This is a genomic window from Roseateles noduli, from assembly GCF_050626985.1.
GTDB classification, from domain to species: domain Bacteria; phylum Pseudomonadota; class Gammaproteobacteria; order Burkholderiales; family Burkholderiaceae_C; genus Roseateles; species Roseateles noduli_A.
In genome coordinates this window covers 2,538,753-2,560,113 of record NZ_CP192463.1, presented here as the reverse complement: position 1 = coordinate 2,560,113, position 21,361 = coordinate 2,538,753, and the positions used below count along the sequence as shown (strand labels likewise).

Annotated in this window: 22 protein-coding genes; 9 read left to right on the top strand and 13 right to left on the bottom strand. The window is 68.8% G+C overall.

What is annotated here, in order from left to right; all coding sequences use genetic code 11:
- Positions 1 to 167 precede the first annotated feature (167 nt).
- From ACQ4L4_RS11215 to ACQ4L4_RS11180, 8 genes are all read right to left on the bottom strand, one after another.
- Complete coding sequence (locus ACQ4L4_RS11215) at positions 168 to 521, bottom strand: DUF2946 domain-containing protein (protein ID WP_431104318.1); 354 nt, start codon at positions 519 to 521, stop codon at positions 168 to 170.
- Positions 522 to 608: 87 nt separating this feature from the next.
- Positions 609 to 1,052, bottom strand: a complete 444-nt coding sequence (gene cynS, locus ACQ4L4_RS11210) for a cyanase (RefSeq protein WP_377153793.1) — start codon at positions 1,050 to 1,052, stop codon at positions 609 to 611.
- Positions 1,049 to 1,888, bottom strand: a complete 840-nt coding sequence (locus ACQ4L4_RS11205) for an ABC transporter ATP-binding protein (RefSeq protein WP_431104317.1) — start codon at positions 1,886 to 1,888, stop codon at positions 1,049 to 1,051. The genes cynS and ACQ4L4_RS11205 overlap by 4 nt, the downstream gene beginning before the upstream one ends.
- On the bottom strand, positions 1,878 to 2,780 hold the full coding sequence (ntrB, locus tag ACQ4L4_RS11200; protein ID WP_431104316.1) for a nitrate ABC transporter permease: 903 nt from the start codon (positions 2,778 to 2,780) through the stop codon (positions 1,878 to 1,880). The genes ACQ4L4_RS11205 and ntrB overlap by 11 nt, the downstream gene beginning before the upstream one ends.
- A 13-nt stretch (positions 2,781 to 2,793) precedes the next feature.
- A complete protein-coding gene (locus tag ACQ4L4_RS11195) occupies positions 2,794 to 4,206 on the bottom strand; it encodes a CmpA/NrtA family ABC transporter substrate-binding protein (RefSeq protein WP_431104315.1) in 1,413 nt (470 codons plus the stop codon).
- A 258-nt stretch (positions 4,207 to 4,464) separates the two neighbouring features.
- Positions 4,465 to 5,130, bottom strand: coding sequence for a response regulator (locus ACQ4L4_RS11190; protein WP_431104314.1), 666 nt, complete (start codon positions 5,128 to 5,130; stop codon positions 4,465 to 4,467).
- Positions 5,127 to 6,383, bottom strand: coding sequence for a PAS domain S-box protein (locus ACQ4L4_RS11185; RefSeq protein WP_431104313.1), 1,257 nt, complete (start codon positions 6,381 to 6,383; stop codon positions 5,127 to 5,129). The genes ACQ4L4_RS11190 and ACQ4L4_RS11185 overlap by 4 nt, the downstream gene beginning before the upstream one ends.
- A 48-nt stretch (positions 6,384 to 6,431) precedes the next feature.
- Positions 6,432 to 6,983, bottom strand: a complete 552-nt coding sequence (locus tag ACQ4L4_RS11180) for a carboxymuconolactone decarboxylase family protein (RefSeq protein WP_431104312.1) — start codon at positions 6,981 to 6,983, stop codon at positions 6,432 to 6,434.
- A gap of 131 nt (positions 6,984 to 7,114) precedes the next feature.
- On the opposite strand from ACQ4L4_RS11180, the gene ACQ4L4_RS11175 reads away from it, so the two are divergent.
- From ACQ4L4_RS11175 to ACQ4L4_RS11155, 5 genes are all read left to right on the top strand, one after another.
- Positions 7,115 to 8,068 (top strand): AraC family transcriptional regulator, encoded by a 954-nt coding sequence (locus ACQ4L4_RS11175; protein WP_431104311.1) that lies wholly within the window; start codon positions 7,115 to 7,117, stop codon positions 8,066 to 8,068.
- Between the two features lie 19 nt (positions 8,069 to 8,087).
- Positions 8,088 to 8,486: a hypothetical protein gene (locus ACQ4L4_RS11170; RefSeq protein WP_431104310.1), complete on the top strand. Its 399-nt coding sequence runs from the start codon at positions 8,088 to 8,090 to the stop codon at positions 8,484 to 8,486.
- Positions 8,486 to 8,680 (top strand): hypothetical protein, encoded by a 195-nt coding sequence (locus ACQ4L4_RS11165; protein WP_431104309.1) that lies wholly within the window; start codon positions 8,486 to 8,488, stop codon positions 8,678 to 8,680. Before ACQ4L4_RS11170 ends, ACQ4L4_RS11165 begins: the two co-directional genes overlap by 1 nt.
- 88 nt (positions 8,681 to 8,768) lie before the next feature.
- Positions 8,769 to 9,032 carry a DUF2024 family protein gene (locus ACQ4L4_RS11160; RefSeq protein ID WP_431104308.1) on the top strand — a complete coding sequence of 88 codons (264 nt, stop codon included), beginning with the start codon at positions 8,769 to 8,771 and terminating at the stop codon, positions 9,030 to 9,032.
- Between the two features lie 364 nt (positions 9,033 to 9,396).
- Entirely contained in the window at positions 9,397 to 11,625 is a 2,229-nt protein-coding gene (locus tag ACQ4L4_RS11155) for a sensor histidine kinase (RefSeq protein WP_431104307.1), read from the top strand.
- Positions 11,626 to 11,632: 7 nt separating this feature from the next.
- On the opposite strand, the gene ACQ4L4_RS11150 is transcribed toward ACQ4L4_RS11155, so the two are convergent.
- Positions 11,633 to 11,953, bottom strand: a complete 321-nt coding sequence (locus ACQ4L4_RS11150; protein ID WP_431104306.1) for a hypothetical protein — start codon at positions 11,951 to 11,953, stop codon at positions 11,633 to 11,635.
- On the bottom strand, positions 11,950 to 14,091 hold the full coding sequence (locus tag ACQ4L4_RS11145; protein WP_431104305.1) for an acyl-CoA dehydrogenase: 2,142 nt from the start codon (positions 14,089 to 14,091) through the stop codon (positions 11,950 to 11,952). Before ACQ4L4_RS11145 ends, ACQ4L4_RS11150 begins: the two co-directional genes overlap by 4 nt.
- A gap of 139 nt (positions 14,092 to 14,230) precedes the next feature.
- Between ACQ4L4_RS11145 and ACQ4L4_RS11140 the strand changes: the two genes are divergently transcribed.
- From ACQ4L4_RS11140 to ACQ4L4_RS11130, 3 genes are read left to right on the top strand one after another with little or no spacing between them, the layout of a single operon-like run.
- Entirely contained in the window at positions 14,231 to 16,045 is a 1,815-nt protein-coding gene (locus ACQ4L4_RS11140) for a GMC family oxidoreductase (protein ID WP_431104304.1), read from the top strand.
- A gap of 2 nt (positions 16,046 to 16,047) precedes the next feature.
- Positions 16,048 to 16,701, top strand: a complete 654-nt coding sequence (locus ACQ4L4_RS11135) for a gluconate 2-dehydrogenase subunit 3 family protein (protein WP_431104302.1) — start codon at positions 16,048 to 16,050, stop codon at positions 16,699 to 16,701.
- On the top strand, positions 16,701 to 17,369 hold the full coding sequence (locus ACQ4L4_RS11130; RefSeq protein ID WP_431104301.1) for a 3-keto-disaccharide hydrolase: 669 nt from the start codon (positions 16,701 to 16,703) through the stop codon (positions 17,367 to 17,369). The genes ACQ4L4_RS11135 and ACQ4L4_RS11130 overlap by 1 nt, the downstream gene beginning before the upstream one ends.
- Before the next feature lie 30 nt (positions 17,370 to 17,399).
- Here ACQ4L4_RS11130 and ACQ4L4_RS11125 read toward each other — a convergent pair whose 3' ends face one another.
- From ACQ4L4_RS11125 to ACQ4L4_RS11115, 3 genes are all read right to left on the bottom strand, one after another.
- Positions 17,400 to 17,873 (bottom strand): hypothetical protein, encoded by a 474-nt coding sequence (locus ACQ4L4_RS11125; protein ID WP_431104299.1) that lies wholly within the window; start codon positions 17,871 to 17,873, stop codon positions 17,400 to 17,402.
- A 147-nt stretch (positions 17,874 to 18,020) separates the two neighbouring features.
- Positions 18,021 to 20,225: a hybrid sensor histidine kinase/response regulator gene (locus ACQ4L4_RS11120; protein ID WP_431104297.1), complete on the bottom strand. Its 2,205-nt coding sequence runs from the start codon at positions 20,223 to 20,225 to the stop codon at positions 18,021 to 18,023.
- A gap of 251 nt (positions 20,226 to 20,476) precedes the next feature.
- Complete coding sequence (locus tag ACQ4L4_RS11115; RefSeq protein ID WP_431104296.1) at positions 20,477 to 21,079, bottom strand: CHRD domain-containing protein; 603 nt, start codon at positions 21,077 to 21,079, stop codon at positions 20,477 to 20,479.
- Between ACQ4L4_RS11115 and ACQ4L4_RS11110 the strand changes: the two genes are divergently transcribed.
- On the top strand, positions 21,078 to 21,218 hold the full coding sequence (locus tag ACQ4L4_RS11110) for a hypothetical protein (protein WP_431104295.1): 141 nt from the start codon (positions 21,078 to 21,080) through the stop codon (positions 21,216 to 21,218). The two genes, ACQ4L4_RS11115 and ACQ4L4_RS11110, sit on opposite strands and share 2 nt — an antisense overlap.
- Positions 21,219 to 21,361 lie beyond the last annotated feature (143 nt).

Genomic DNA, 21,361 nt, shown 5'->3' with positions numbered 1-21,361 from the left:
GACCGACCCTGCCGCGCATGAGCGCATGAGCGCATGAGCGCATGAGCGCATGAGCGCATGAGCGCATGAGCGCAGAGGCGCATTCGCGCGAGCGAAGGCGACAGGTCAGTCGTGAGGTGCTTCGCATCCGGGACGGAGCGAAGTGCGCATCGGCCGCGAGGCGGCGATCAGGCGACGGCGGGAGGTCCGCGAGCGAGCGAAGGCGCCCACGCGAAGAGCGGGCGCGGTGCCGTGAAGAACAGATGCGGACGTTCGAACTTCAAAGCGTCGGGCGGCGCCCACTGCACCGTGGCGGGCGGCAGGTCGGGCGCGCCGTGGTGGATGGCGCAGTACGGGCAGTTCATCGACGAGCTCATCAGCGATGAGCCGTCGCGGCTTGTGTCGACATTGCCGGTGGCGTCGATCACCACGAGCTTGGCGCCGGTCGCAGAGCAGATCTCCGCGAAGGTGGCGCCCTGATGGACCAGCATCGCATGCGACAGCGACGGCAGCATCGCCGCGAGCAGGATCGTGAGACTCACGAGCCATGCCCAGCGCCTGGTCGAAGTCCGCGTCGCATGCATGCGCGGCATTCTATGCCGCAGGCTTTCGAGCAGAGGCTCGGTTCGTCAATACGTCTTGTACGGCAGGAACTTCCCGCTCATCACGATGCTGACGCGGTCGCCCTTCGGGTCGGGCTCGCGCTGCAGGTCCATGCGGAAGTCGATCGCGCTCATGATGCCGTCGCCGAACTCCTCGTGGATCAGCTCCTTGAAGGTCGTGCCGTAGACGCTGATCAGCTCGTAGAAGCGGTAGATCAGCGGATCGGTCGGGACCGACGTCGGCAGGCTGCCCTTGTAGGGCACAACCTTGAGCCACTGCGTCTCCGCCTCGGTGAGGTCGAAGAGGCCCGCCAGCGTCGCGGCCTGCGCGTCGTCGAAGGTCATCTGGCCCAGGCAGCCGGCCGTGACCCACTCCTTGCTCAGGCCGACGGCCTCGGCCACGTCGGACCACTTCAGGCCCTTGGCCACCTTGGTGGCGATGATCTTTTCGGTGACGTCGAGTCGGCTCATGGGATGCTCCTTGGAGGGGGGACGGGATGGCTGCGCTCCACCAGGAAATCCATCAGGTGGTTGCGCATCGGGTAGTACTGCGGGTCGTGATGCAGCGTGGCGCGCTGGCGCGAGCGGGGCATCGTGTTGACGACGATCTCCGCGACCCGCGCGTGCGGGCCGTTCGACATCAGCATCACGCGGTCGGCCAGCAGGATGGCCTCGTCCACGTCGTGCGTGATCATGAAGACCGTTTGCCGCGTCGCGGCGCAGATCTTCAGCAGCTCGTCCTGGATCGTGCCGCGCGTCAGCGCATCCAGCGCGCCGAAGGGCTCGTCGAGCAGCAGCATCCGCGGCTCGATCGCGAAGGCCCGCGCGATGCCCACGCGCTGCTTCATCCCGCCGGAGAGCTGGCTCGGCTTCTTGTCGAGCGCCGGCGTCAGGCTGACCAGGGCGACGTACTTGCGGACCTGCTCGTCGACCTGCGTCTTCGACCAGTCCGGCCACTTGCTGCGGACCGCGAAGGCGATGTTCTGCCGCACCGTCAGCCAGGGCATCAACGCATGGCCCTGGAAGACGACGCCGCGATCGAGGCCGGGGCCGGCGACCTCGCGGCCGTCGACGATCACGTGGCCCTCGCTGGCCTGCTCCAGTCCTGCGAGCGTGTTCAGGATCGTCGTCTTGCCGCAGCCGCTGTGGCCGACGATGCAGACGAACTCGCCCTGGCGCAGCGTGAAGTCCACGTCCTCGAAGATGGTGGTGTCGCCGTAGCGCTTGGCCAGGCCTTCGACACGCACCAGCACCGGTGCCGCATCGACCGCCGCCGCGGCGCCCTGTTCCAGCGGATCAATCCGCATACGTCACCGCCTTCTGCGCGCGGGCGAAGAGCCCGTCCAGCGCCATGCCCACGAGGCCGATCACGAGGATCGCGAAGATCACGTTGGGCAGGCTGAGGTTGTTCCACTCGTTCCAGACGAAGTAGCCGATGCCGGTGCCGCCGACCAGCATCTCCGCCGCGACGATCACCAGCCAGGCGATGCCCATGCTGATGCGCATGCCGGTCAGGATGGTGGGCGCGGCGGCGGGCAGGATCACCTCGAAGGCGCGGCGCAGCGGGCGGACTTCCAGCGTGCGCGCGACGTTGAGCCACTCCTTGCGCACGCCGGCGACGCCGAAGGCCGTGTTGATCAGCATCGGCCAGACGCTGCAGATGAAGATCACGAAGATGCCGCTCGCCGCCGAATCCTTGATCGTGTAGAGCGCCAACGGCATCCACGCCAGCGGCGAGATCGGCTTGAGCACCTGGATGAAGGGATCGAGCGCGCGGTGGACCAGCGGACTCATCCCGATCGCGAAGCCCAGCGGGATCGCGACGAGGGCCGCGAGCAGATAACCCAGCGCCACCCGCCCCAGCGAGTACGCCAGCTGCAGGCCGATGCCCTTGTCGTTGGGGCCCTTGTCGTAGAACGGATCGGCAAGGTGGTGGACGACGGTCGTGCCCATCTGCGCGAGCGTCGGGAAGCCGCTTTTGGCCGCCGCGGGCGAGGCGCCGCTGCCGCCCGCGTCGGCGGGCACGGGCTTGCCCATCAGCCTGGCGTATTCGATCTGCTCGGCCGTCATCGCCGGCGCCGCGGTGGACCCCGCGGACGAGGCGGTCCCCGTGCCCATCGTCGCCAGGTGCCAGATGCCCAGCATCAACCCGAGCATCAGCAGCGAGAGCAGGGCGGCGCGCGCGTTCAGCGAGGTCATCGCAGGCTCCCGCTCAGGCGCGCTTGATCGCGAAGCCGGCCACATAGGCATCGGGTTGCGCGGGATCGAAGGTCTTGCCCATGACGCTGAACTTCGGATACGCGCCCTCCGGCACGGCCTGGTCGAGCGCCTTCATCTGCTTCTTCGCGTCGGTGAGCAGGAAGACCTTCTCCGCGATCTGCTTGTAGTTCACGTCGCCCTTCAGGTAGCCCCAGCGCTTCATCTGCGTGAGCATCCACACGGCCATGCTCTGCCAGGGGATGGGGTCGAAGTCGGCGCGGTCCGGCACGACCCGCACGTTGCCCAGGCCGTCGGCGAACTTGCCGGTCAGCACCTGCGCGATGACCGTCTCCGGCTGGTTCAGGTAGGCCTGCGGCGCGATGACCTTGGCGATGAGCTCGCGGTTGCGCGCCTCCCGCGCCATCGCGGCCGAGGTCAGCACCGCGCGGTACAGCGCGGCGAAGGTGTTGGGGTTCTTCTGGATGAACTCGGTGCTGGTGCCGAAGGCGCAGCAGGGATGGCCGTTCCACAGTTCCTTGGAAAGGATGTGGATGAAGCCGACCTCCTCGAACACGGCGCGCTGGTTGAACGGATCCGGGCCGAGGAAGCCGTCGATGTTCCCGGCGCGCAGGTTGGCCACCATCTCCGGCGGCGGCACGACGCGGATCTGGATGTCGCGGTCGGGATCGAGGCCCGCTTCCGCCACGTAGTAGCGCAGCAGGAAGTTGTGCATCGAGTACTCGAAGGGCACGGCGAACTTGAAGCCCTTCCACGACTTCGGGTCGCGCTTGTCCTTGTGCTTCGTCGCCAGCGTGATCGCCTGGCCGTTGGTGTTCTGGATCGTCGCCACGTTCATCGGCGTGGCCGTCGCGCCCAGGCCCAGGCTGATCGCCAGCGGCATCGGGCTGAGGAAGTGCGTGGCGTCGTACTCCTTGTTGATCATCTTGTCGCGGATCAGCGCCCAGCCCGCGGTCTTCACGACCTCGACGTTCAGTCCCTGCTTGCTGTAGAAGCCCAGCGGGTGCGCCATGATCAGCGGCGTCGCGCAGGTGATCGGGATGAAGCCGATCTTCAGGTCCTTCTTCTCCAGCGCGCCGCGCTCCTGCGCCATCGCCTGCAACGGCGCGATGGGCAGCACGCTGCCGATCGCGGCCATCGCGCTGCCGCGACCGACCGCGCGCAGGAAGCGGCGTCGCAGCGCATCCTGCGGGAACAGCGCCTTCACCAGCGCGGCCTCGACGAACTGGTTGGACTCGGCCTCGATGTCGGTCGTGTCCATCGCGTCGGCGCGTTGGCGCAGCGTCGCCGCAGCGCGGTCACGGTCCAGCTCGCGGACATGCTCCGCCTCGCTGCCGTGGCGTCCGCAGGCGCAGCGCATCAGCAGCGGTCGATCAGCGTCGTAAGGGTCGTGGCGGAGGTCGCTCATCGCTGCTTTCCAGGTCGGTGGACGGAGGACTCCACTCTAGGAAAGCGCGTTCGATCACGGCATCGTGCGCGCCGTGGTTCTCTTGTAGGGGCCGCACTACAAACGGCGCGGCCGACTTCGACCTTCGTTCACTTCGACGTTCACTTCGTTCGGCCAAGCGCGGGCTCTCCACGGGGCATGGGGCACCCCTCCAGGGACCCCAAGCCCCATTCCGGCCCCACAGTCACTCGCTGACCCCGTCCGCCTTCTAGACCGAGGTCAGGGGGAGAGCAGCTCCCGCCTCACGGCAAAGAGCGTCAGCTCCACATCGTTGCGCACGCCGGTCTTCTCGAGGATGCGGGCGCGGTAGGTCGACACGGTGTTGGAGGACAGCACCAACTGCTCCGCGATCTCGCCGACGCTGCGTCCGGCGACCAGCATCTGGAAGACCTGGTGCTCGCGGTGCGAGAGCACTTCATGCAACGGCACCGTGTCGTCCGCGGCGAAGCCGTCGCCGATGGCAGCGGCCAGATGCTCCGCGACGCTGGGTGTGATGAAGCGACGGCCCCGGGCGACGGTGCGCACGGCATCGATCATCTGCTCGCTGTCCGCGCTCTTGTTGAGGTAGCCCGCCGCGCCCAGCTTGAGGCTGCGCACCGCGTACTGACGGTCCGGATAGGTGGAGAGCATCAGCACCGGCAGCTTCGGGAACTCGCTCCGGAGCGCCTTGAGGATGTCGAGTCCATCGCGCTGCGGCATGGCGATGTCCAGCAGCACGACGTCGGGGCCCGAGCCGGCCGCCGCCCCCGCGCGGACCTGCTGGATCGCCTCCGGTCCGTTGGCGGCCTCGCCCATCACGCGCAGGTCGCTGGCCTCGGCGAGGATCTGCTTGATGCCTTCGCGCACGATGCGGTGGTCGTCGCAGATCAACACGCGGATTGTCATGACGGGTCTCCTTCGCGCCGTGACTCTTTTCGCCCCGGCGCTTCCGGTCCCGGCTCATTCTGTCGAAGCTCTTCCAACGGCGCGCCTTCCAGGGGCATGACCAGCCGCACCGTCGTGCCGCGCCCGGGCGCGCTGGCGATGCCGAGCAGGCCGCCGAATTGCGCCGCGCGCTCGCGCATGCCGAGCACGCCGTAGCTGCGCGCGTCGTTGAGCGCCTCGTCCGGCGCGCCGATGCCGTCGTCGCTGACCTGGAGGTAGAGCACCGGCTGCGGCGGCGCGTCGACGTCGATGCGGATGTCGACGCGCGACGCCTGCGCGTGGCGCGCGACGTTGGACAGCACCTCCTGGAAGATCCGGAACACCGCGATCGCCAGGCCGCCTTCGGGCGGAGCGACATCGGCGGCGACGAAGATGCGGAAGCGCACCTCGCGCTCGTCGCTGCCGGCGAGCTGGAACTCCTGCGCCTGCCATTCCAGCGCGGCCCACAGGCCCTGGTGGTCGAGGATGCTCGGGCGCAGGTCCGTGATGATGCGGCCCACGGCATCGACGGCCGTGTCGACGAGGCCGCCCATGCGGTGGCACTTCGCCACCATCGCGGCGCGCTGGCCTTCGTCGCCGACGCGGCGCTCCAGCCAGTTGACGTCCATCTTCAGCGCGACGAGCAGCGAGCCGAGTTCATCGTGGATCTCGCGCGCGATGCGCTTGCGTTCGGTCTCGCGGACGGCCTCGAGGTGGTGTGCGAGCTCGCGCAGCTGCGAGGTCCGCTCGGCGACGCGGCGCTCGAGCTGATCGTGGCTGGCGCGCAGCAGCTCTTCCGCGTGCTTGCGCTTGGAGATGTCGACGAAGGTGACCACGGCGCCCTGGACCTGGCCGTGCTCGAAGAGCGGGTAGCTCGAGTACTCGGCCGGGAAGGCGCTGCCGTCGGCGCGCCAGAGCACCTCGTCGTCGATGCGGCAGGGATCGCCGCGGCGGAAGGCGTTGAAGATCGGGCAGTCGCACTCGCGGTAGTCGCTGCCGTCGCCATGCGAGTGGTGGATCAGCGCATGCATGTTGCGTCCGAGCACCTCGTCGGTGCGCCAGCCCAGCGTGTCGCAGGCGGCGCGATTCACGAAGGTGCATCGGCCGTCCATGTCGATGCCGAAGATGCCCTCGCCGGTGCTGGCCAGCAGCAAGGCGAGCCGGCGCGCGGCCTCGTCGGGCGAGGCTTGATCGACGGCATCGGCGGAAGCGGGCAGGGCGGTCGACGTGGACATGCCCAGCGTGAGTGCAAGGGATGTGCCACGTCGGACCGCCGTGCGCACTCAAGCGCGGCGCAGCTTCACCGACGGGAAGTCGACCGGCACTGCGAAGGCGACGTTCACGTAGTTGGTGAACAGGTTCAGCGCGACGTGCGCGAGGATCTCGACGATGGCGCCGTCGTCGAAGCCGACGTCGCGCAGCGACTGCACGTCGGCGTCGTCGACCTGGGCGCGGTCGCTGACGACCTTCAGCGCGAAGCGCAGCGCGGCGGCGGTCTTCGGATCGGCGGACTCGCCCATCTGCGCGGCGGCCATCTCATCGGCGCTGGCGCCTGCCTTGCGGCCGAGCGCGGTGTGCGCGGCCAGGCAGTACTCGCAGGCGTTGCGATCGGCGATGGCGACGGCGATCTGCTCGCCGAGCTTCGCGGGGATCACGCCGCCGCCCAGGGCGCCGAAGCTGCCCCACAGGCTCTTGATCGCGGCGGGCGAGTTGGCCACGGCGCGGAACATCGCCGGCGTGGCGCCGAAGGCGGCCTGGATCTGATCGAGCGCGACCTTGGCGTCGCCTTGGGCTTGCTTGGGATCGACGAGGGCGACGCGGGACGTGGTGGACATGATGATTCCTTTCAATGGTGGATGACGGGGGCTGTGTCAGGCAGCGTCTGGTGTTGGCTGCTGGACGTCAGTGTGGTCCTCGCAGGAGTAGGATTGGCAGCGTTTCATCCATAAAACGCATCCAAACGTCCATGACTGCCAAGTCCGCGACCTCTGCCGGTGCGTCGCCCATAGCGACCACCAAGGCGCCCCCCGCATCGACGGCGTCGCTCCCGCCGATCGATCGGTTGTCCTCGCTGCTGGAGCACTTCCGCGTGCGTGCGCGGCTGTTCCACGTCGGGCCGCTGTGTGGGGTCAACCCGTTCGATCCGTTGCCGGGCCGGGGCTTCCTGCATGTGATGAAGCGCGGAGAGATGGAGCTCCGTCACCCGGCCAGCGCCGGTCTGCCGCGCAAGCTGCGCGTGGACGAGCCCTCGCTGCTCTTCTATCCGCGACCGGTCGCGCACGAGTTCCGCAACCCGCCGCGCGAGGGGTCCGACTTCACCTGCGCGGAGCTGGAGTTCGACGGCGGCCCGCTCAATCCGCTGGTGCGCGCGCTGCCGCCGCTGGTGCTGCTGCCGCTGGCGCGCGTGGAGGGGCTGGAGATGTCCTTGCAGCTGCTGTTCGCGGAGACGGAGCGCGTGCGCTGCGGTCAGCGCGTGCTGGCGGACCGGCTGTTCGAGGTCGTGCTGATCCAGCTGCTGCGCTGGCTCATCGACCATCCGGCGGAGGCGGGCGTGCAGCCGGGGCTGGTGACGGGCCTGTCGGATCCGCGCGTCGCGCTCGCGCTCGCGGCGGTGCACGAGGCGCCGGGCGAGGCGTGGTCGCTGGAGCGCATGGCGGCGCGCGCGGGCATGTCGCGCAGCGCATTCGCCGCGCGCTTCCGCGAGTTGGTGGGGCAGGCGCCGGCGGCGTACCTCGCCGATTGGCGGCTGAGCCTGGCGCAGGAGCAACTGCGACTGGGTCGCTCGATCAAGCAGATCGCCGATCAGCTCGGCTACGCGAACGCTTCGGCGCTGTCGCGCGTCTTCACGCAGCGGGTGGGGCGGTCGCCGCGGGAATGGCGGCAGGGGGTGGTGGCATCGTCAGCGCCCGAGGCGGATTGACCGGTCGTAGGAGAGGACCTTGTCGAAGCAGCAGAACGTCCAACAGCAGAATGAAGACGTGGAGCGGGGCGTCCGGTCCAGCGCCAGCCGTTGGCGAGCAATGGCTTGGCCGCTGGCCTTGTACGCGTCGGCCCGGGCAGCTGGGATCGATTGTGATCGGGCGATCATCGTCGACTTGGATATCGACTATCCGGGCATGCCTCAACTGTTTGGTCTGCTGCTGACCGCTGAGCGCCGTTTCATCGCCTTCGAGATCGACACGGACGAGAGCCACGATGTCATCGAGGGTGTCTCCAGATGGGAGGACGTCACGGATCAGCAGAACCTGTCGCGGCACAACAAGGAATTCGGCATCGGGCGCGGGGCAATGGCTCTGCGGATGCTGGACGAGTTGAACACCAAACCAGGAGGCGTGTGATGAAGACCGTCGCCGCGCTGGTCCTCGTCGCTGGCACGTCCTTGGCGCATGCCGGTCCCGAATGCCCCGCCGATTACGGTCAGCGTCTGACGATCACCGCCGCGCATCACATGACCTGCAGCCGCTGGCGGACTACGTCGCCGAGGCGCAGAGACGCTTTGACTCGCGGTGAAGTGCTGATCTCTTCGGGTTGAATTGATGCGAGTCCTGGACGATCGGTAGCGCTCGCTGCCAAGCCGTCTTCCACACTGGGCCATCGACAACTTCCCCGATGTGGACTCCATGAAGATCGCCGTATTCGACACCTACGTCACCCGGCCCGACGGCCGCCTGATGCACTTCGACATCCTCGTGCCGGATGCGTCCCGCGCGCAGGAGCAGGTGCTGGCGTTCGGTCGCAAGTACCTCGCCGCGAGGGGCCTGCCTGCGCATCAACTGTCGGCCGAGGAGTGCCGCTTCTGCCACATGGAGATCGCGCCGGATCCGGTCATCGAAGAGATCGCGCGCGAAGGCTTCGCGATCATCGAGTTGGCCAATTGCGACTGAGATGTCAGGCCCGCGCAAGTGAGCGAGCCTGTGCAGTCCTCTGGCCGTAGCGACCCGCATCCGTGCTCCCCGAACCGTCACGCTCTTGCAGGGCAGATCAGTGCGGGATTCTGCAGAGTCTCCCTGGTGTCGTCCCATGGAAATGTGGGACAACACTGACCGCCGATGCGGGGATTTGTCGGCACAATGCGTCGACAGGGGGACAAGAAAAGAGACAACGTCAGCCCGAGAGGCCTGCGCATGAGCTTGCTGCCGGACTTGATCGCGCGCCATGTCATCGCTGCGGCGATCGCTGCGCTGGGCCCGCCGACCGTCTTGCTCCCACCCCGCTCCTGGCGACACCCCCGCTGGCAGGAGGTTGTGCATGCGCTGGCCTGAGTTCTTGCCCTGGCGGCGTACCAGCATCCGCCTGCGCCTGCAGCTTCTGGTGGTGGCCTGCGTCGTGCCCGGTTGGCTGGTGGCCATGGTCATTGCGGTCACCAACTACCAGCGCGAGCATGCCGCCTTGATGCAGAACGCCAGCGCGTCCGCAATACGGCTGATGCTGGCCCTCGATTCTGAAGTCGACAAGTACGCCATGGCGTTGCAGATGCTGGCCACATCGCCCCATCTCGACAGCGGTGACTTGCGCGGCTTCTATGCGCAGGCCCTGTTGGCGAAGCCCCATACAGGTGCCCTGACCCTCGTGCTTTTCGATGCGCAGGATCAACAGATCCTCAATCTGCTGGTGCCCTTCGGCGAGCCCTTGCCCGCGTATCGCCCGCTGGATGGTTTCCCGCCTCCCAGCGATGATCCTCGGCCGCAGGTCTCGGATCTGTTTGTCGGGAAAGTCACCGGCGTCCAGCGGGTGGCGCTGCGTGTCCCGGTGCTGCGCGAGGGGCGCGCCAAGTACCGGCTGGTCATGGTGCTGTCGGTCGAGGCCCTGGCCGACTTCATGCGGCGACAGGGACTGCCGCCTGGCTGGATTGCCAGCGTCGTGGACAGTCGGGGCATCACGGCAGCACGCACGCTCAACGCGGATCGATTTGTCGGCACGCCCCTCGTGCCGCATATGCTGGAGCGCGTGCTGAATCAGGAAAGCAGCAGCTCCTTCACCCAGACACGCGAGGGTGTCGACGTGCTGGCCAGCCATGCGCGGTCGCAACGCTACTCCTGGTCGGTCACGATAGGCGCGCCGGAGGCGGCGCTCACGGCGGACTTGCGGCAGCAGATCGTCAAGTCCAGTGGCTTGGCCGCGGCTCTGCTTCTCGCCGGGCTGGCGCTGGCCACCGCACTGGGCGGCAGCATCGCCCGCCCGATACGGGCGCTGATCGGACCCGCGCGGCTGATCGGCGAAGGCCGCCGTGTCGACATGCCCCAACCCGCCATGCGCGAAGCGCGCGAGCTCGCGGAGGCGATGGCGAATGCCCAGAGCTTGCTCTTCGAACGCGAACAGGCCCGCGATGCCGCCATCACGGCGCTCAAACGCAGCGAATCCGATCTGCGACTGGCCATCGAAGCCAGCCGCATGGGGACCTGGGATCTGGACATCCGGAGCGGAGAACTTCGCCACTCGCTGCAGCACGACCGCTGTTTCGGCTACCCGGAGGCGGTCGCCGACTGGTCCATCGACTCGTTTCGTGAAGCCTTGCATCCCGAGGATCGAAGCCGCGTGCTCGCTCAAACCGCCGACGCGGAAAAAAGCGGCGTGCCGCTGAGCGAGGAATTCCGAGTGCTCTGGCCCGATGGCAGCGAGCACTGGTTGGCTGTTCACAGCCTCTTGCTGCGCGACGACGCGGGACAGCCCTCGCGCATGATCGGCGTCGTCGCCGACATCACCGAGCGCAAGCAGGGCGAGGCGCTGCGCCTGCACAACGCCCAACTCGAGATCCAGAACCGCGAGATCCTCGAAGCCAGCCGCCGCAAGCAGGAGTTCCTCGCCAACGTGTCTCATGAGCTTCGCAACCCGCTGAATGCAGTCATCGGCTTCGCCGACATCCTGCGCCAAGGCATCTTGCCTCCCGACTCGCCCCGCCACCGGGAGTACATCGACCACATCGCCAATGGCGGGCTCCACCTGCTTCAGATCGTCAACGATCTGCTCGATCTGTCGAAGATGGAGGCGGGCAAGCTCGAGTTCCGTGCCGAGCAGATCGACCTGCCAGCGCTTGTCGACGAAACCATCGCCATGGTGCGCGGGCCGGCCGATGGCAAGCGCCTGGAGCTGCGGGTGGAGCTCGACGCACTGCTGACCGATCTCAGACTCGACCCCTTGCGGCTCAGGCAGGTGCTGTTGAATTTCCTGTCGAACGCCGTCAAGTTCACGTCGCCGGGCGGGCTCATCGTCGTGCGCGCCGCCGAGATCAGCGCAACGCGCTGGAGGCTCGAGGTCGAGGACAACGGCGCCGGCATCAGCGAGCAGGATCAGGCCCGGCTCTTTCAACGCTATGAACAGGTCCTTGGCGGGGCCTCCGATCAGGTGCATGGCACGGGCTTGGGGCTGCACGTCACGCGGCAACTGGTCGAACTCCAGGGCGGTAGCGTCAGCATGCGAAGTCGGTACGGCGTCGGCAGCGTGTTCTGTGCCGAGCTGCCCAGGCAAGCCCAAGGCTGATGAAGCCTCACGGCCTGGTTCCGGCCGTGCTGCACGGCCACTGATCCAGCAGCGCATTGAAGCCCGCGCCGTCATCGAGAAAAGGCGCATGGCCGGAGGCGGCGAAAAGTGAGCCTTCGACCAGCACGCGCGCCAGGGCTTCGTTGACCGACAGTTGTTTAGGACACAAGTGATACCAAGCTTGTTTCAGTGGAGGGCTGACGGCATTGGCATGCCTGGTGTTGTCGATTGCATCCGGGTATGCCGTGTTTCGCACTGTCGTCGACCATGAAGGCCGACCTCGTCGCTGAACGGCCGTGCTCCCAGTGGCCGTCTGACCGGTCTTCATCGGGCGGGCTCGTCCTCATCCACCGCAATCACTTGCTCCGCGGCTCGCAGATAGGCCAGCGCCGCGTCGGGATCGCGTGAGCCACGCGCCACCTCTTCCAGCGAACCGGAGCGGCGCAGCGCCTTGTTGAGCTCGGGCACCTCGTCGCCCAGCTTGCGGGCCGCATCGAGCGCGCTCATCAGGTCGAGCAGGCCGCCGTGCTTCGGGCGCGAGACGTCGGGGCACAGACGGCGCACCAGCTCCGGCTGCGTGCGCAGCGCGTCGGCCAACGCGATGGCCTCGCGGTCGCGCAACGGGGCGAGGTGGCCGGTGCCGTGCAGCAGCATCGGCGCCACCGCGCGCAGGAAGCGCGAGGGCAGATTGGCGTAAAGCTCGCGCAGCAGCGTCGCGGCCTCATGCAGTTGCAGACGGATCGCCGCGCGCGCCACTTGCAGCGTCGCCGGGTCGTTCTCGACCTGGCAGCGCCACACGCAGGCGGCCGCAAGGTAGAGCGCGGCGAGCACGTCGCCCAGGCGCGCCGACAGCAGCTCCATGCGTTTGAGCTTGCCCCCCAGCAGACCCATGGCGAGGTCGGCGGTGAGCGCGTAGCGGGCCGACAGCGAGGCGATGAGCGTGGCCTCGGCGCGCAGGTCGGCCGGCGGCTTCCCGCGCAGCGGCGTATGCGCCAGGCTGCGCCAGAGGTTGCGCATCACATGGCCGACATGGCCCGCGAGCGCGCGGCCGAGTCGCTCCTCGTCCTTGGCCTGCACGGCCGACATCTCCTCCAGCACGAAGGGATGGCAGCGCGTCGCGCCCTGGCCGAAGATGATCAGCGCCCGCGACAGCAGGTTGGCGCCTTCCACCGTGATCGCGATGGGCGCATGGCGGTAGGCCACGCCCAGCAGATTGCGCGGCCCGGAGATGATGCCCTTGCCGCCGAGCACGTCCATGCCGTCGTTGACCGCGCGGCGTCCCGCCTCGGTGAGCTGCACCTTGAGGATGGCGCTGGCAACGCTGGGCTGCTCGCCGGCATCGAGCGCCGCGGCGGTGAAGCGTCGCGCGGCATCGGTGGCGTAGAGCCGCGCGGCCATCTGCGCGGTGATGCCCGCGATCGCGTGGAATCGTCCGATGGGCAGGCCGAACTGCTCGCGCACCTGCCCGTAGCCGTTGACCACGAACAGCGCCGTCTGCTGCATCGCCGCGCCCAGCGCCGGCAGCGAGATGGCGCGGCCGGCGGCCAGGCATTCCATCAGCATGCGCCAGCCCTGGCCGACACGTTCCTCGCCGCCGATCACCCAGTCCATGGGCACGAAGACGTCCTCGCCGCGGATCGGGCCGTTCATGAAGGCCGAGTCCATCGGACGGTGGCGGTGACCGATCTCCATGCCGGGCGTGGGCACGGGCAGCAGCGCGCAGGTGATGCCGAGTTCCTGCTGACCTTCGGGCCGCGAGGGATCGATCGCCTGGAAGGCGAGGCCCACCACGCTGGCCACCGGCGCGAGCGTGATGTAGCGCTTGTCGAAGCGCACGCTGAAGCCACGCACCACGCGGCCGTCGATGACGCGCTCGGTGAGTACGCCGCGGTCGGGGATGGACGCGGCGTCCGACCCCGCGTACGGCGAGGTGAGGCCGAAGCAGGGCAGCTCCCGGCCATCGGCCAGGCGCGGCAGGTAGTGCTGCTGCTGGGCCGGCGTGCCGTAGCGCAGCAGCAGCTCCGCCGGGCCCAGCGAATTGGGCACCATCACCGTCACCGCGCAGGCGGTGTTGACGGTGGCGATGCGGGTCACGACCTCGGCATGCGCGTAGTGGCCGAAGCCCAGGCCGCCGTACTCCTTCGGAATGATCATCCCGAAGAAGCGGTGCTCGCGCAGGTACTGCCAGACCTCGGGCGGCAGGTCGCCGGCCGTGTCGATGGCGTGGTCGTCGAGCATGCCGATGAGCGTGCTCACCTCGTGATCGAGGAAACGACGCTCCTCGTCGGTGAGGCGATTGGGACCTCGCGCGATCAGCACGTCGAAGTCGGGCTGGCCGGCGAAGAGCTGGCCCTCGAAGCCCACCGTGCCGGCTTCGAGCGCGGCACGTTCCGTGTCGCCCATCGCGGGCAAGGCCTTGGAGAAGGGCGTCATCGCCAGGCGCCCGAGGAGTCGGTGGAATCCCATAGGCACAGCCTAGGTCCCCGTGCCTGTCACCGGCGTCAGCCTGGAACGCAGGCGCGCGTAGGACGCACGGCCACGATGGGCGGCCGCCAGGCACGCGTGAGCCGGTGGCACACTCCGCCGACCTGTTCAGGAGGGGCGCATGGGTTTTGTGACGACGCGCGACATGGCGCGCGACTACGACGTCATCGTCGTCGGCTCGGGCGCCGGCGGCGGCCAGACGGCTTACACCCTGGCCCTCGAGGGCGTGAAGGTGCTGATGCTGGAAGCCGGCCGGTACTACGACTTCCGTACCGAGACGCCGATGTTCCAGGCCTCTCACGACGCCCCGCTGCGCGGCGCGGGCACGCCGGACAAACCCTTCGGCTTCTACGACGCGACCGTGGACGGCGGCTGGCAGGTGCCGGGCGAACCCTACACCCAGGCCTCCGACAACGAGGAGCAGCGCTTCGACTGGTGGCGCGCCCGCATGCTGGGCGGCCGCACCAACCATTGGGGCCGCATCTCGCTGCGCAACGGGCCCTACGACTTCAAGCCGCACAGCCGCGACGGCCTGGGCTTCGACTGGCCGATCAGCTATGAAGACCTGGCCCCGTACTACGACAAGGTCGAGATGCTGGTGGGCATCTACGGCAGCAACGAGGGCCTGGAGAACACGCCCGATTCGCCCGACGGCTGCCTGCTGCCCGCGCCCGCCGCGCGCGTGGGTGAACGCCTCATCGCCCAGCGCGCCGGCAAGCTCGGCATCCCGGTTGTGCCCATCCATCGCGCGGTGCTGACCGCGAAGCTCGACGACACCCGCCTCCCCGCGCTGCTGCATCCCGGCAACCCGCGCGCGCAGGCGCTGGTCGCGCAGTCCATGCGCGAGCGCGCCGCCTGCTTCTGGGCCACGCCGTGCTCGCGCGGCTGCTCCATCGGCGCGACCTACCAGAGCCCCGCGGTGCACCTGCCGCCGGCACTCGCCAGCGGCAATCTCGACGTGCTGTGCGACGCCATGGTCTACGAGGTGACCACCAAGGACGGCAAGGCCAGTGGCGTGCGCTTCGTCGATCGCAAGACCGGCAAGCACATCGAGGCCAGGGGCCGCGCCGTCGTGCTGTCCGCCAGTGCCTGCGAGTCGGTGCGCATCCTGCTCAACAGCAAGACCAGCGCCTACCCGCAGGGCCTGGCCAACAGCAGCGGCAAGGTCGGCAAGTACGTGATGGACACCGTCGGCAGCGACCTGTCCGGTCAGGTCCCGCTGCTGGAGAACCTGCCCCCGCACAACGAAGACGGGGCAGGGGGCTCGCACATGTACGCCCCCTGGTGGCTGTACGGCCGGCAGGGCAAGGGCTGGGCCGAGAAGGGCCTGGGTTTCCCCCGCGGTTATCACATCGAGCTGGGCACCGGACGCCGCATGCCCGGCGCCAGCACCGGCGCGAACCTGGAATGGCTGACGAAGGGCAGCTACGGCGCGGCGTTCAAGCAGGACGTGCGCCGCACCTTCGGCTCGTTCGTGTACCTCTCCGGCCGCGGCGAGATGATCCCCAACGAGCACTCGTTCTGCGAGATCGACCCGACGACGAAAGACCGCTTCGGCATTCCCGTGCCGCGTTTCCACTGGCAGTGGGCCGAGCACGAAACCCGCCAGGCCGCCCACATGCAGAAGACCTTCGCCGAGATCATCGCGGCCATGGGCGGCCGGGTGCTCGACGGCGGTCCCGAGCTGGACGGCCGCAAGGCCATCGCGCCCGGCGGCTCGATCATCCACGAGGTCGGCGGCGCCATCATGGGCGCGGACGCCAGGACCTCCGTCACCAACGGCTGGGGTCAGACCTGGGACGTGCCCAACCTGTTCCTGTCCGACGGGGCGCCCTTCGCCTCCAATGCCGACAAGAACCCCACGCTGACCATCATGGCGCTGGCCTGGCGCCAGGCCGACCACATCGTCGACCGCTTCCGCAAGAAGGAGCTCTGAGCATGGACCGCAGAACGACCCTGCAATGGATGCTGGCCGCCGCCGCGGCGCTCAGCGTCGAGGTGTCGGCCGGTGCCACGCCCGCTACTCGCAAAGGCGGCAAAGGCGGCAAGGCAGGCATCGGTGGCAAGCCCCAGGGCTACGGCACCGACCCCACGCTGACCAAGAGCTACCAGGCCGGCGAGCTCTGGCCGCTGTCCTTCAACGCCGCGCAGAACCGCACCGCGCAGGCGCTGTGCGGCCTGATCATCCCGGCCGACGACCAGTCGCCCAGCGCCGCGCAATTGCAGGTGCACCGCTTCATCGACGAATGGGTCAGCGCGCCGTACCCCAACCAGGCCAAGGACAGGCCCGTCATCGTGAACGGCCTGGACTGGCTGGAGGCCGAGAGCGCCCGGCGCTTCGGTGGCAAACGCTTCGACCAGCTCGACGTCGCCCAGCAATCGCAGATCGCCGACGACATCTGCTGGACCGAGACCGCCAAGCCTGGGTTCGCCACCGCCGCGCGCTTCTTCAAGCGTTTCCGCGACCTGACCGCCGGCGGCTTCTACACGACGCCCGACGGCATGAAGGACGTCGGTTTCGTCGGCAACATCCCCTCCGTCACCTTCGACGGCCCGCCCCTCAAGGTCCTGCAGATCGTTGGAGTCGCCTGATGCGCCTTGCCCCTGTTGTCGCCGCGGCCTCGGCCGCCTTCGCCCTGTCCGCCACTGTCCACGCCGCCGACATGCCCAACACGCTCACCGCCGAAGAGACCGCCGCCGGCTGGCAACTGCTGTTCGACGGCAAGAGCCTGGACCACTGGCGCGCCAGCGACCAGCCCGGCTCCTTCAGCGTGAAGGACGGCGCCATCGTCGTCCGCGGCCCGCGTTCGCACCTGTTCTACCTGGGCCCGGTGCAGCAGCACGACTTCAAGAACTTCGAGCTGAAGGTCGACGTGATGACCTTCCCCAAGGCCAACTCCGGCGTCTACTTCCACACCAGGTGGCAAGAGGTGGGCTGGCCCGAGTTGGGCTATGAGGTGCAGGTCAACAACTCCCACAGCGACCCCAGCCGCACCGGCGGCCTGTGGGGCGTGCAGGACTACATGAAGGTCGTGTCGCCCGACCACCAGTGGTTCACGCTGACCGTGCGCGTCGAAGGCAAGCACGTCACCACCTTCGTCAACAGCGAGAAGACGGCCGACTACACCGAGGAGTCGCCCATCGTCCGCAAGAAGGGGCTGGAGAAGCGCTACCTGGCAAGCGGCACCTTCGCGCTGCAGGGCCACGATCCGGAGAGCGAGGCGCACTTCCGCAACATCAAGGTGAAGGTGCTGCCCTGACGGATCGGGAACGCGGAGACGCGGAGGCGTTCAGCGTCCCTTCTGGCCCATCTGGCCCTTCTCCACATCCATCTTGCTGTCCGGATCCAGCGTGCGCACGAGGTAGCGCGTGCGCGCGTCGAAGGACCCGCGCGCGATGACGACGCCGGGGTTCTCCGCGTGATAGACCGCCGCCTCGAGGATGACCGGATCCTTGGACGGCGCGATCAGCCAGCCGCCCGGTGCCACCTTGGGCAGCGGCGAGCACGGCATCGGTCCGGTGTGTTCCGCGATGCCCTTCTCGGGATACCAGATCACGCACTGGCCCTTCTTGAGCGGCAGCAAGGGCGCAGGGATGCGGTTCTTGGCCGTGACGTTGAAGTAGGAGTTGTCCTGCCCCGGCGCGGCGCGGCCGACGTCCCGTTCCGGGTCCGAGGCCTTGCCGACGGACTGGGCCGCGGCACCGAGGCCGGTCAGCAGGGCGGCAGCGCCGAGGACGGCGGCAGCCAGGTGGCGATGGGTCATGACGATCTCCTGTTGTGATGGCGGCGGCCTCCAGAGGCCCTCGCCGACAACAGGCAACCGGCATGCCAGCGCCATCTCCCGCAGCCGATGGCGGGCGTCATGACCCTGGTGATCGGGGCGGCGCTGCTGGCTTGAGCAGTCGGCCGGTCAGGGACGGGCGTCCAGCAGCTCCTGCATCACCTGCTCCAGCTCGTTGAATTCCACCGGCTTCACCAGATGGGCGTCGAAGCCCGCGGCCGCCGTCGCGTCGCGATCGGAGCGCTGGCCCCAGCCGGTGATCGCGATCAGCGCGAGCGGCTCGGCGCCGCGCGTCGCTCTCAGCTTTCGCGCGACGTCCGTCCCGGAGAGCCCCGGCAGCCCGATGTCCAGCAGCACCACGCGCGGCTGCGTGTCGTCGAACACCGCCAGCGCCTCCTCGCCGCTGTACGCGACCGTCGCCCGAAAACCGACGCCGCGCAGGACCTCGGCCAGCGTGTTGGCCGCGTCCACGTTGTCGTCGACGACCAGGACCAGGGTCTGCGCCTGCGTCGCCGTCGGGCGTGTCACGTCGCCGCCGGTCCCGGTCTCGTTCGCGTGCGGGGTCTGCCCGTGGTCCGCCAGCGGCAGGGTGACCGTGAAGCGGCTGCCGTGCCCGAGGCCCTCGCTCGCCACGGTGATCGTGCCGTCGTGCAGCTGCACGAGCTGCTTCGACACGGCCAGGCCGATGCCCAGCCCCGACGGCGCCGCTCCGCGCGCGTCGATCCGCGTGAAGAGCTCGAAGACCCGCGGCTGCATCGCCGGCGCGATGCCCACGCCCCGGTCCGTCACCGTGATCTGCGCCCGGTCCGCGACCACCCCCACGTGCACGTGCACCTCGCCCGGCTCCGGGCTGTACTTGGCCGCGTTGTCCAGCAGGTTGCCCAGCACCTGCTGCAGCCGCGTCGGATCGCCGTCGACCGGCACCGGCGTCGGCGGCAGCGACAGCGTGACGCGGTGCTTCATCTCGCTGTACAGCGGCTCGATCGCCTCCAGCGCCTGCCTCACCACCGTGCGCAGGTCGATGACCTGACGCTTGAGCTCCACCACGTTGCGCGTGATGCGGCTCATGTCCAGCAGGTCGTCGAGCAGCCGCGCCATGTGCGCCGACTGCCGCGCGATGATGTCCGTGGCCTGCGCGCGCGTGTCGTCGGAGGACGACTGCCGCAGCATCGCCACCGCGTAGCGGATCGGCGCCATCGGGTTGCGCAGCTCATGCGCCAGCGTCGCCAGGAACGAGTCCTTGCGCTCGCTCTCGCGGCGCAGTTCCTCCTGCGCGGCGGACAGCTCGGTCACGTCGACCGTCGCGCCGATCACCCGCTGCACCTGCCCGTCGTGCGCCGTGATCGGCCGCAGCGAGGTCAGCAGCTGGTAGGTCCTGCCGCCGTGCGTCGTGCGCTGCGCGAGGTTCATCGCCTGGCCCGTGATCACCGCCTCGCGGACGATGCCGGCGAACTCCGGCTCGCCGACCAGGCTGCCGACCTCCGCGCCGATCAGCGCCTCGCGCGTGAACCCCATCGGCGTGTTGAAGGCCCAGGTGTAGCGGCCCTGGACGTCGCATTCCCATGCCATCACCTTGCCGCTCTGCAGCGCGAGGTGGAAGCGCTCCTCGGCCGCCTGGCTCGCGCGCAGCGCCTCCTGCTGCGAGGTGACGTCGACCGCGACCCCGTAGGCATGCACCGCGCGGCCCTTCGCGTCCAGGCTCACGTAGCCGTCGAACTGCGTCCACACGACCTCGTCGTTGTCCGCGCGGGTGATCGGGCAGGCCAGGCTGAAGCGGCCGCCGCTCTCCGTCGCGTAGCGGTAGCGGTCGCGGAAGCGCGCGGCGTCCTGCGCGGACATGCCGGCGAGCATGTCGTCCATCGACGCCCAGTTCCGCCCGAACAGCTGCTTCGCGCCGCCGCCGGTGGTGGCGAATCCGGTGACCGCGTCCCAGTCCCAGGTGATCATGCGGCCCGCCGCCAGCGCGAGGTTGAGACGGCGCCGGCTGTTGCGCTCCTTCTGCATCAGCCGGCCCGCCCAGGCCGAGACCGTCGCGACCAGCGAGCCGGTCAGCAGGAACAGCACGACCATCGCCGCGTCCGCGAACGAGTTGACCGGGAACATCTGCCCGACCGGCTCGATCCAGAAGTAGAGGATCGCCAGGCTGGCCGCCACCAGGAAGGTCAGCGCCGGGGCGAGGCCGCAGACCAGCCCGACGATCACCAGCGACGGGAAGTAGGGCAGCAGCGGCTCGCGGCTGTTGAGCGCGGGCTGGAGGAACAGGTTGAGCCAGGTCGCGGCGACGAAGACAAGCACCGCCGCGGGCCAGCGTAACCAGAACCTCTCGATCACCATCTCCCTGCCCCTCCTCCGTGCTGGCGCAGCACCGCTTCGGGCGCCTCGCGTCGTTGCAAATCCTCGCCATGGTCCCGCTATGGCTCCGGTTTGCGCCTGGCGGGGCATCCCAAATCGGAGCCGCGTCAGCACGGGGGAATCATGCGGGACTTTGCTGTGGGGCGAGCATACAGAGGGCGGGCGGGGTTCGAACACTCAGCGTGTCACCGACGTGTGTCGAGGGATGACAGCGGTGCAGGGAGGCGAGTGGGTCAGGACCGGCGCGCGCGTCGCCGCGCCAGTCCGCCGACCGTCAGCAGGCCAGCGACCATCAGCGCGTAGCTCGAGGGCTCGGGCACCGCGCTCGCGGTCAGGAAGCCGCGGATCTCGCCGCCCGGCGCGAAGGTCGAGTGCACGTTGAGGTAGGCGCTGCCGCCCGCCAGCCCCGTCGACAGCGCCGCGAAGGCGCCCGCGATCGTGCCGCCGTTGGCGTTGATGAAGGCCGCGTTCCAGCTGCCGGTCTGCGTCAGGTCGAAGGTCTGGTCGTAGCTGCCCGAAGTCACGCCGAGCGGGAAGTTCGGGAAGGTCGGCGTCGTCGTCGCGACGCCCGCGTTGCCGGCGCCCGCCACCGCCGTGCAGCAGTGGATGTGCGCCGCCGTCGTCGTGCCGGTCAGCCCGGCGAAGGTGACCTGCACGCGCATCGTGAAGTCGTCGTCGTTGAAGGTCACCCGCGCCAGCCCGGTGCCGGCGGAGGCGTTCGGCGGGAACTCGGCCGCGCCGCTCAGCGGCGCGGTGTAGACGATGTCGTGCGCGACGGCGGGCAGCGCGAGGCTCGCGGCCGCGATCGCCAGCGCCGCGAGGGGCAAGGACTTCATGGACTTCAAGCACTTCATGGACGTCGTCATGTCGGTCTCCTGGGTTCGGCTCCGCAACGGGCTGCGCGGAACTCAGGCGGCGGTATACGTCGATGCCATCGGACTTGTGCGCGACCGGCAGCCCGGCGTGGGGAGATGAGGTCCCTGGCGGGGACGGGAGGCAACCGGATCGCCGGAATCCGGCACAGGGTCCGATGTAACGGGGTGTGCGCGGCGGGCACGCGGATTGCGCGAGCCATGGTTGTGACAGTCTCGGACGGCGGTGGAGACGGACGAAAAAAC

Bases quoted from the DNA above. Each gene is read 5' to 3' on its own strand.
- cynS (WP_377153793.1), bottom strand. From the start codon at position 1,052: ATGAGCCGACTCGACGTCACCGAAAAGATCATCGCCACCAAGGTGGCC.
- ACQ4L4_RS11205 (WP_431104317.1), bottom strand. From the start codon at position 1,888: ATGCGGATTGATCCGCTGGAACAGGGCGCCGCGGCGGCGGTCGATGCG.
- ntrB (WP_431104316.1), bottom strand. From the start codon at position 2,780: ATGACCTCGCTGAACGCGCGCGCCGCCCTGCTCTCGCTGCTGATGCTC.
- ACQ4L4_RS11195 (WP_431104315.1), bottom strand. From the start codon at position 4,206: ATGAGCGACCTCCGCCACGACCCTTACGACGCTGATCGACCGCTGCTG.
- ACQ4L4_RS11190 (WP_431104314.1), bottom strand. From the start codon at position 5,130: ATGACAATCCGCGTGTTGATCTGCGACGACCACCGCATCGTGCGCGAA.
- ACQ4L4_RS11185 (WP_431104313.1), bottom strand. From the start codon at position 6,383: ATGTCCACGTCGACCGCCCTGCCCGCTTCCGCCGATGCCGTCGATCAA.
- ACQ4L4_RS11180 (WP_431104312.1), bottom strand. From the start codon at position 6,983: ATGTCCACCACGTCCCGCGTCGCCCTCGTCGATCCCAAGCAAGCCCAA.
- ACQ4L4_RS11175 (WP_431104311.1), top strand. From the start codon at position 7,115: ATGACTGCCAAGTCCGCGACCTCTGCCGGTGCGTCGCCCATAGCGACC.
- ACQ4L4_RS11165 (WP_431104309.1), top strand. From the start codon at position 8,486: ATGAAGACCGTCGCCGCGCTGGTCCTCGTCGCTGGCACGTCCTTGGCG.
- ACQ4L4_RS11160 (WP_431104308.1), top strand. From the start codon at position 8,769: ATGAAGATCGCCGTATTCGACACCTACGTCACCCGGCCCGACGGCCGC.
- ACQ4L4_RS11155 (WP_431104307.1), top strand. From the start codon at position 9,397: ATGCGCTGGCCTGAGTTCTTGCCCTGGCGGCGTACCAGCATCCGCCTG.
- ACQ4L4_RS11150 (WP_431104306.1), bottom strand. From the start codon at position 11,953: ATGAAGACCGGTCAGACGGCCACTGGGAGCACGGCCGTTCAGCGACGA.
- ACQ4L4_RS11145 (WP_431104305.1), bottom strand. From the start codon at position 14,091: ATGGGATTCCACCGACTCCTCGGGCGCCTGGCGATGACGCCCTTCTCC.
- ACQ4L4_RS11140 (WP_431104304.1), top strand. From the start codon at position 14,231: ATGGGTTTTGTGACGACGCGCGACATGGCGCGCGACTACGACGTCATC.
- ACQ4L4_RS11135 (WP_431104302.1), top strand. From the start codon at position 16,048: ATGGACCGCAGAACGACCCTGCAATGGATGCTGGCCGCCGCCGCGGCG.
- ACQ4L4_RS11130 (WP_431104301.1), top strand. From the start codon at position 16,701: ATGCGCCTTGCCCCTGTTGTCGCCGCGGCCTCGGCCGCCTTCGCCCTG.
- ACQ4L4_RS11125 (WP_431104299.1), bottom strand. From the start codon at position 17,873: ATGACCCATCGCCACCTGGCTGCCGCCGTCCTCGGCGCTGCCGCCCTG.
- ACQ4L4_RS11120 (WP_431104297.1), bottom strand. From the start codon at position 20,225: ATGGTGATCGAGAGGTTCTGGTTACGCTGGCCCGCGGCGGTGCTTGTC.
- ACQ4L4_RS11110 (WP_431104295.1), top strand. From the start codon at position 21,078: ATGGACTTCAAGCACTTCATGGACGTCGTCATGTCGGTCTCCTGGGTT.
- ACQ4L4_RS11115 (WP_431104296.1), bottom strand. From the start codon at position 21,079: ATGAAGTCCTTGCCCCTCGCGGCGCTGGCGATCGCGGCCGCGAGCCTC.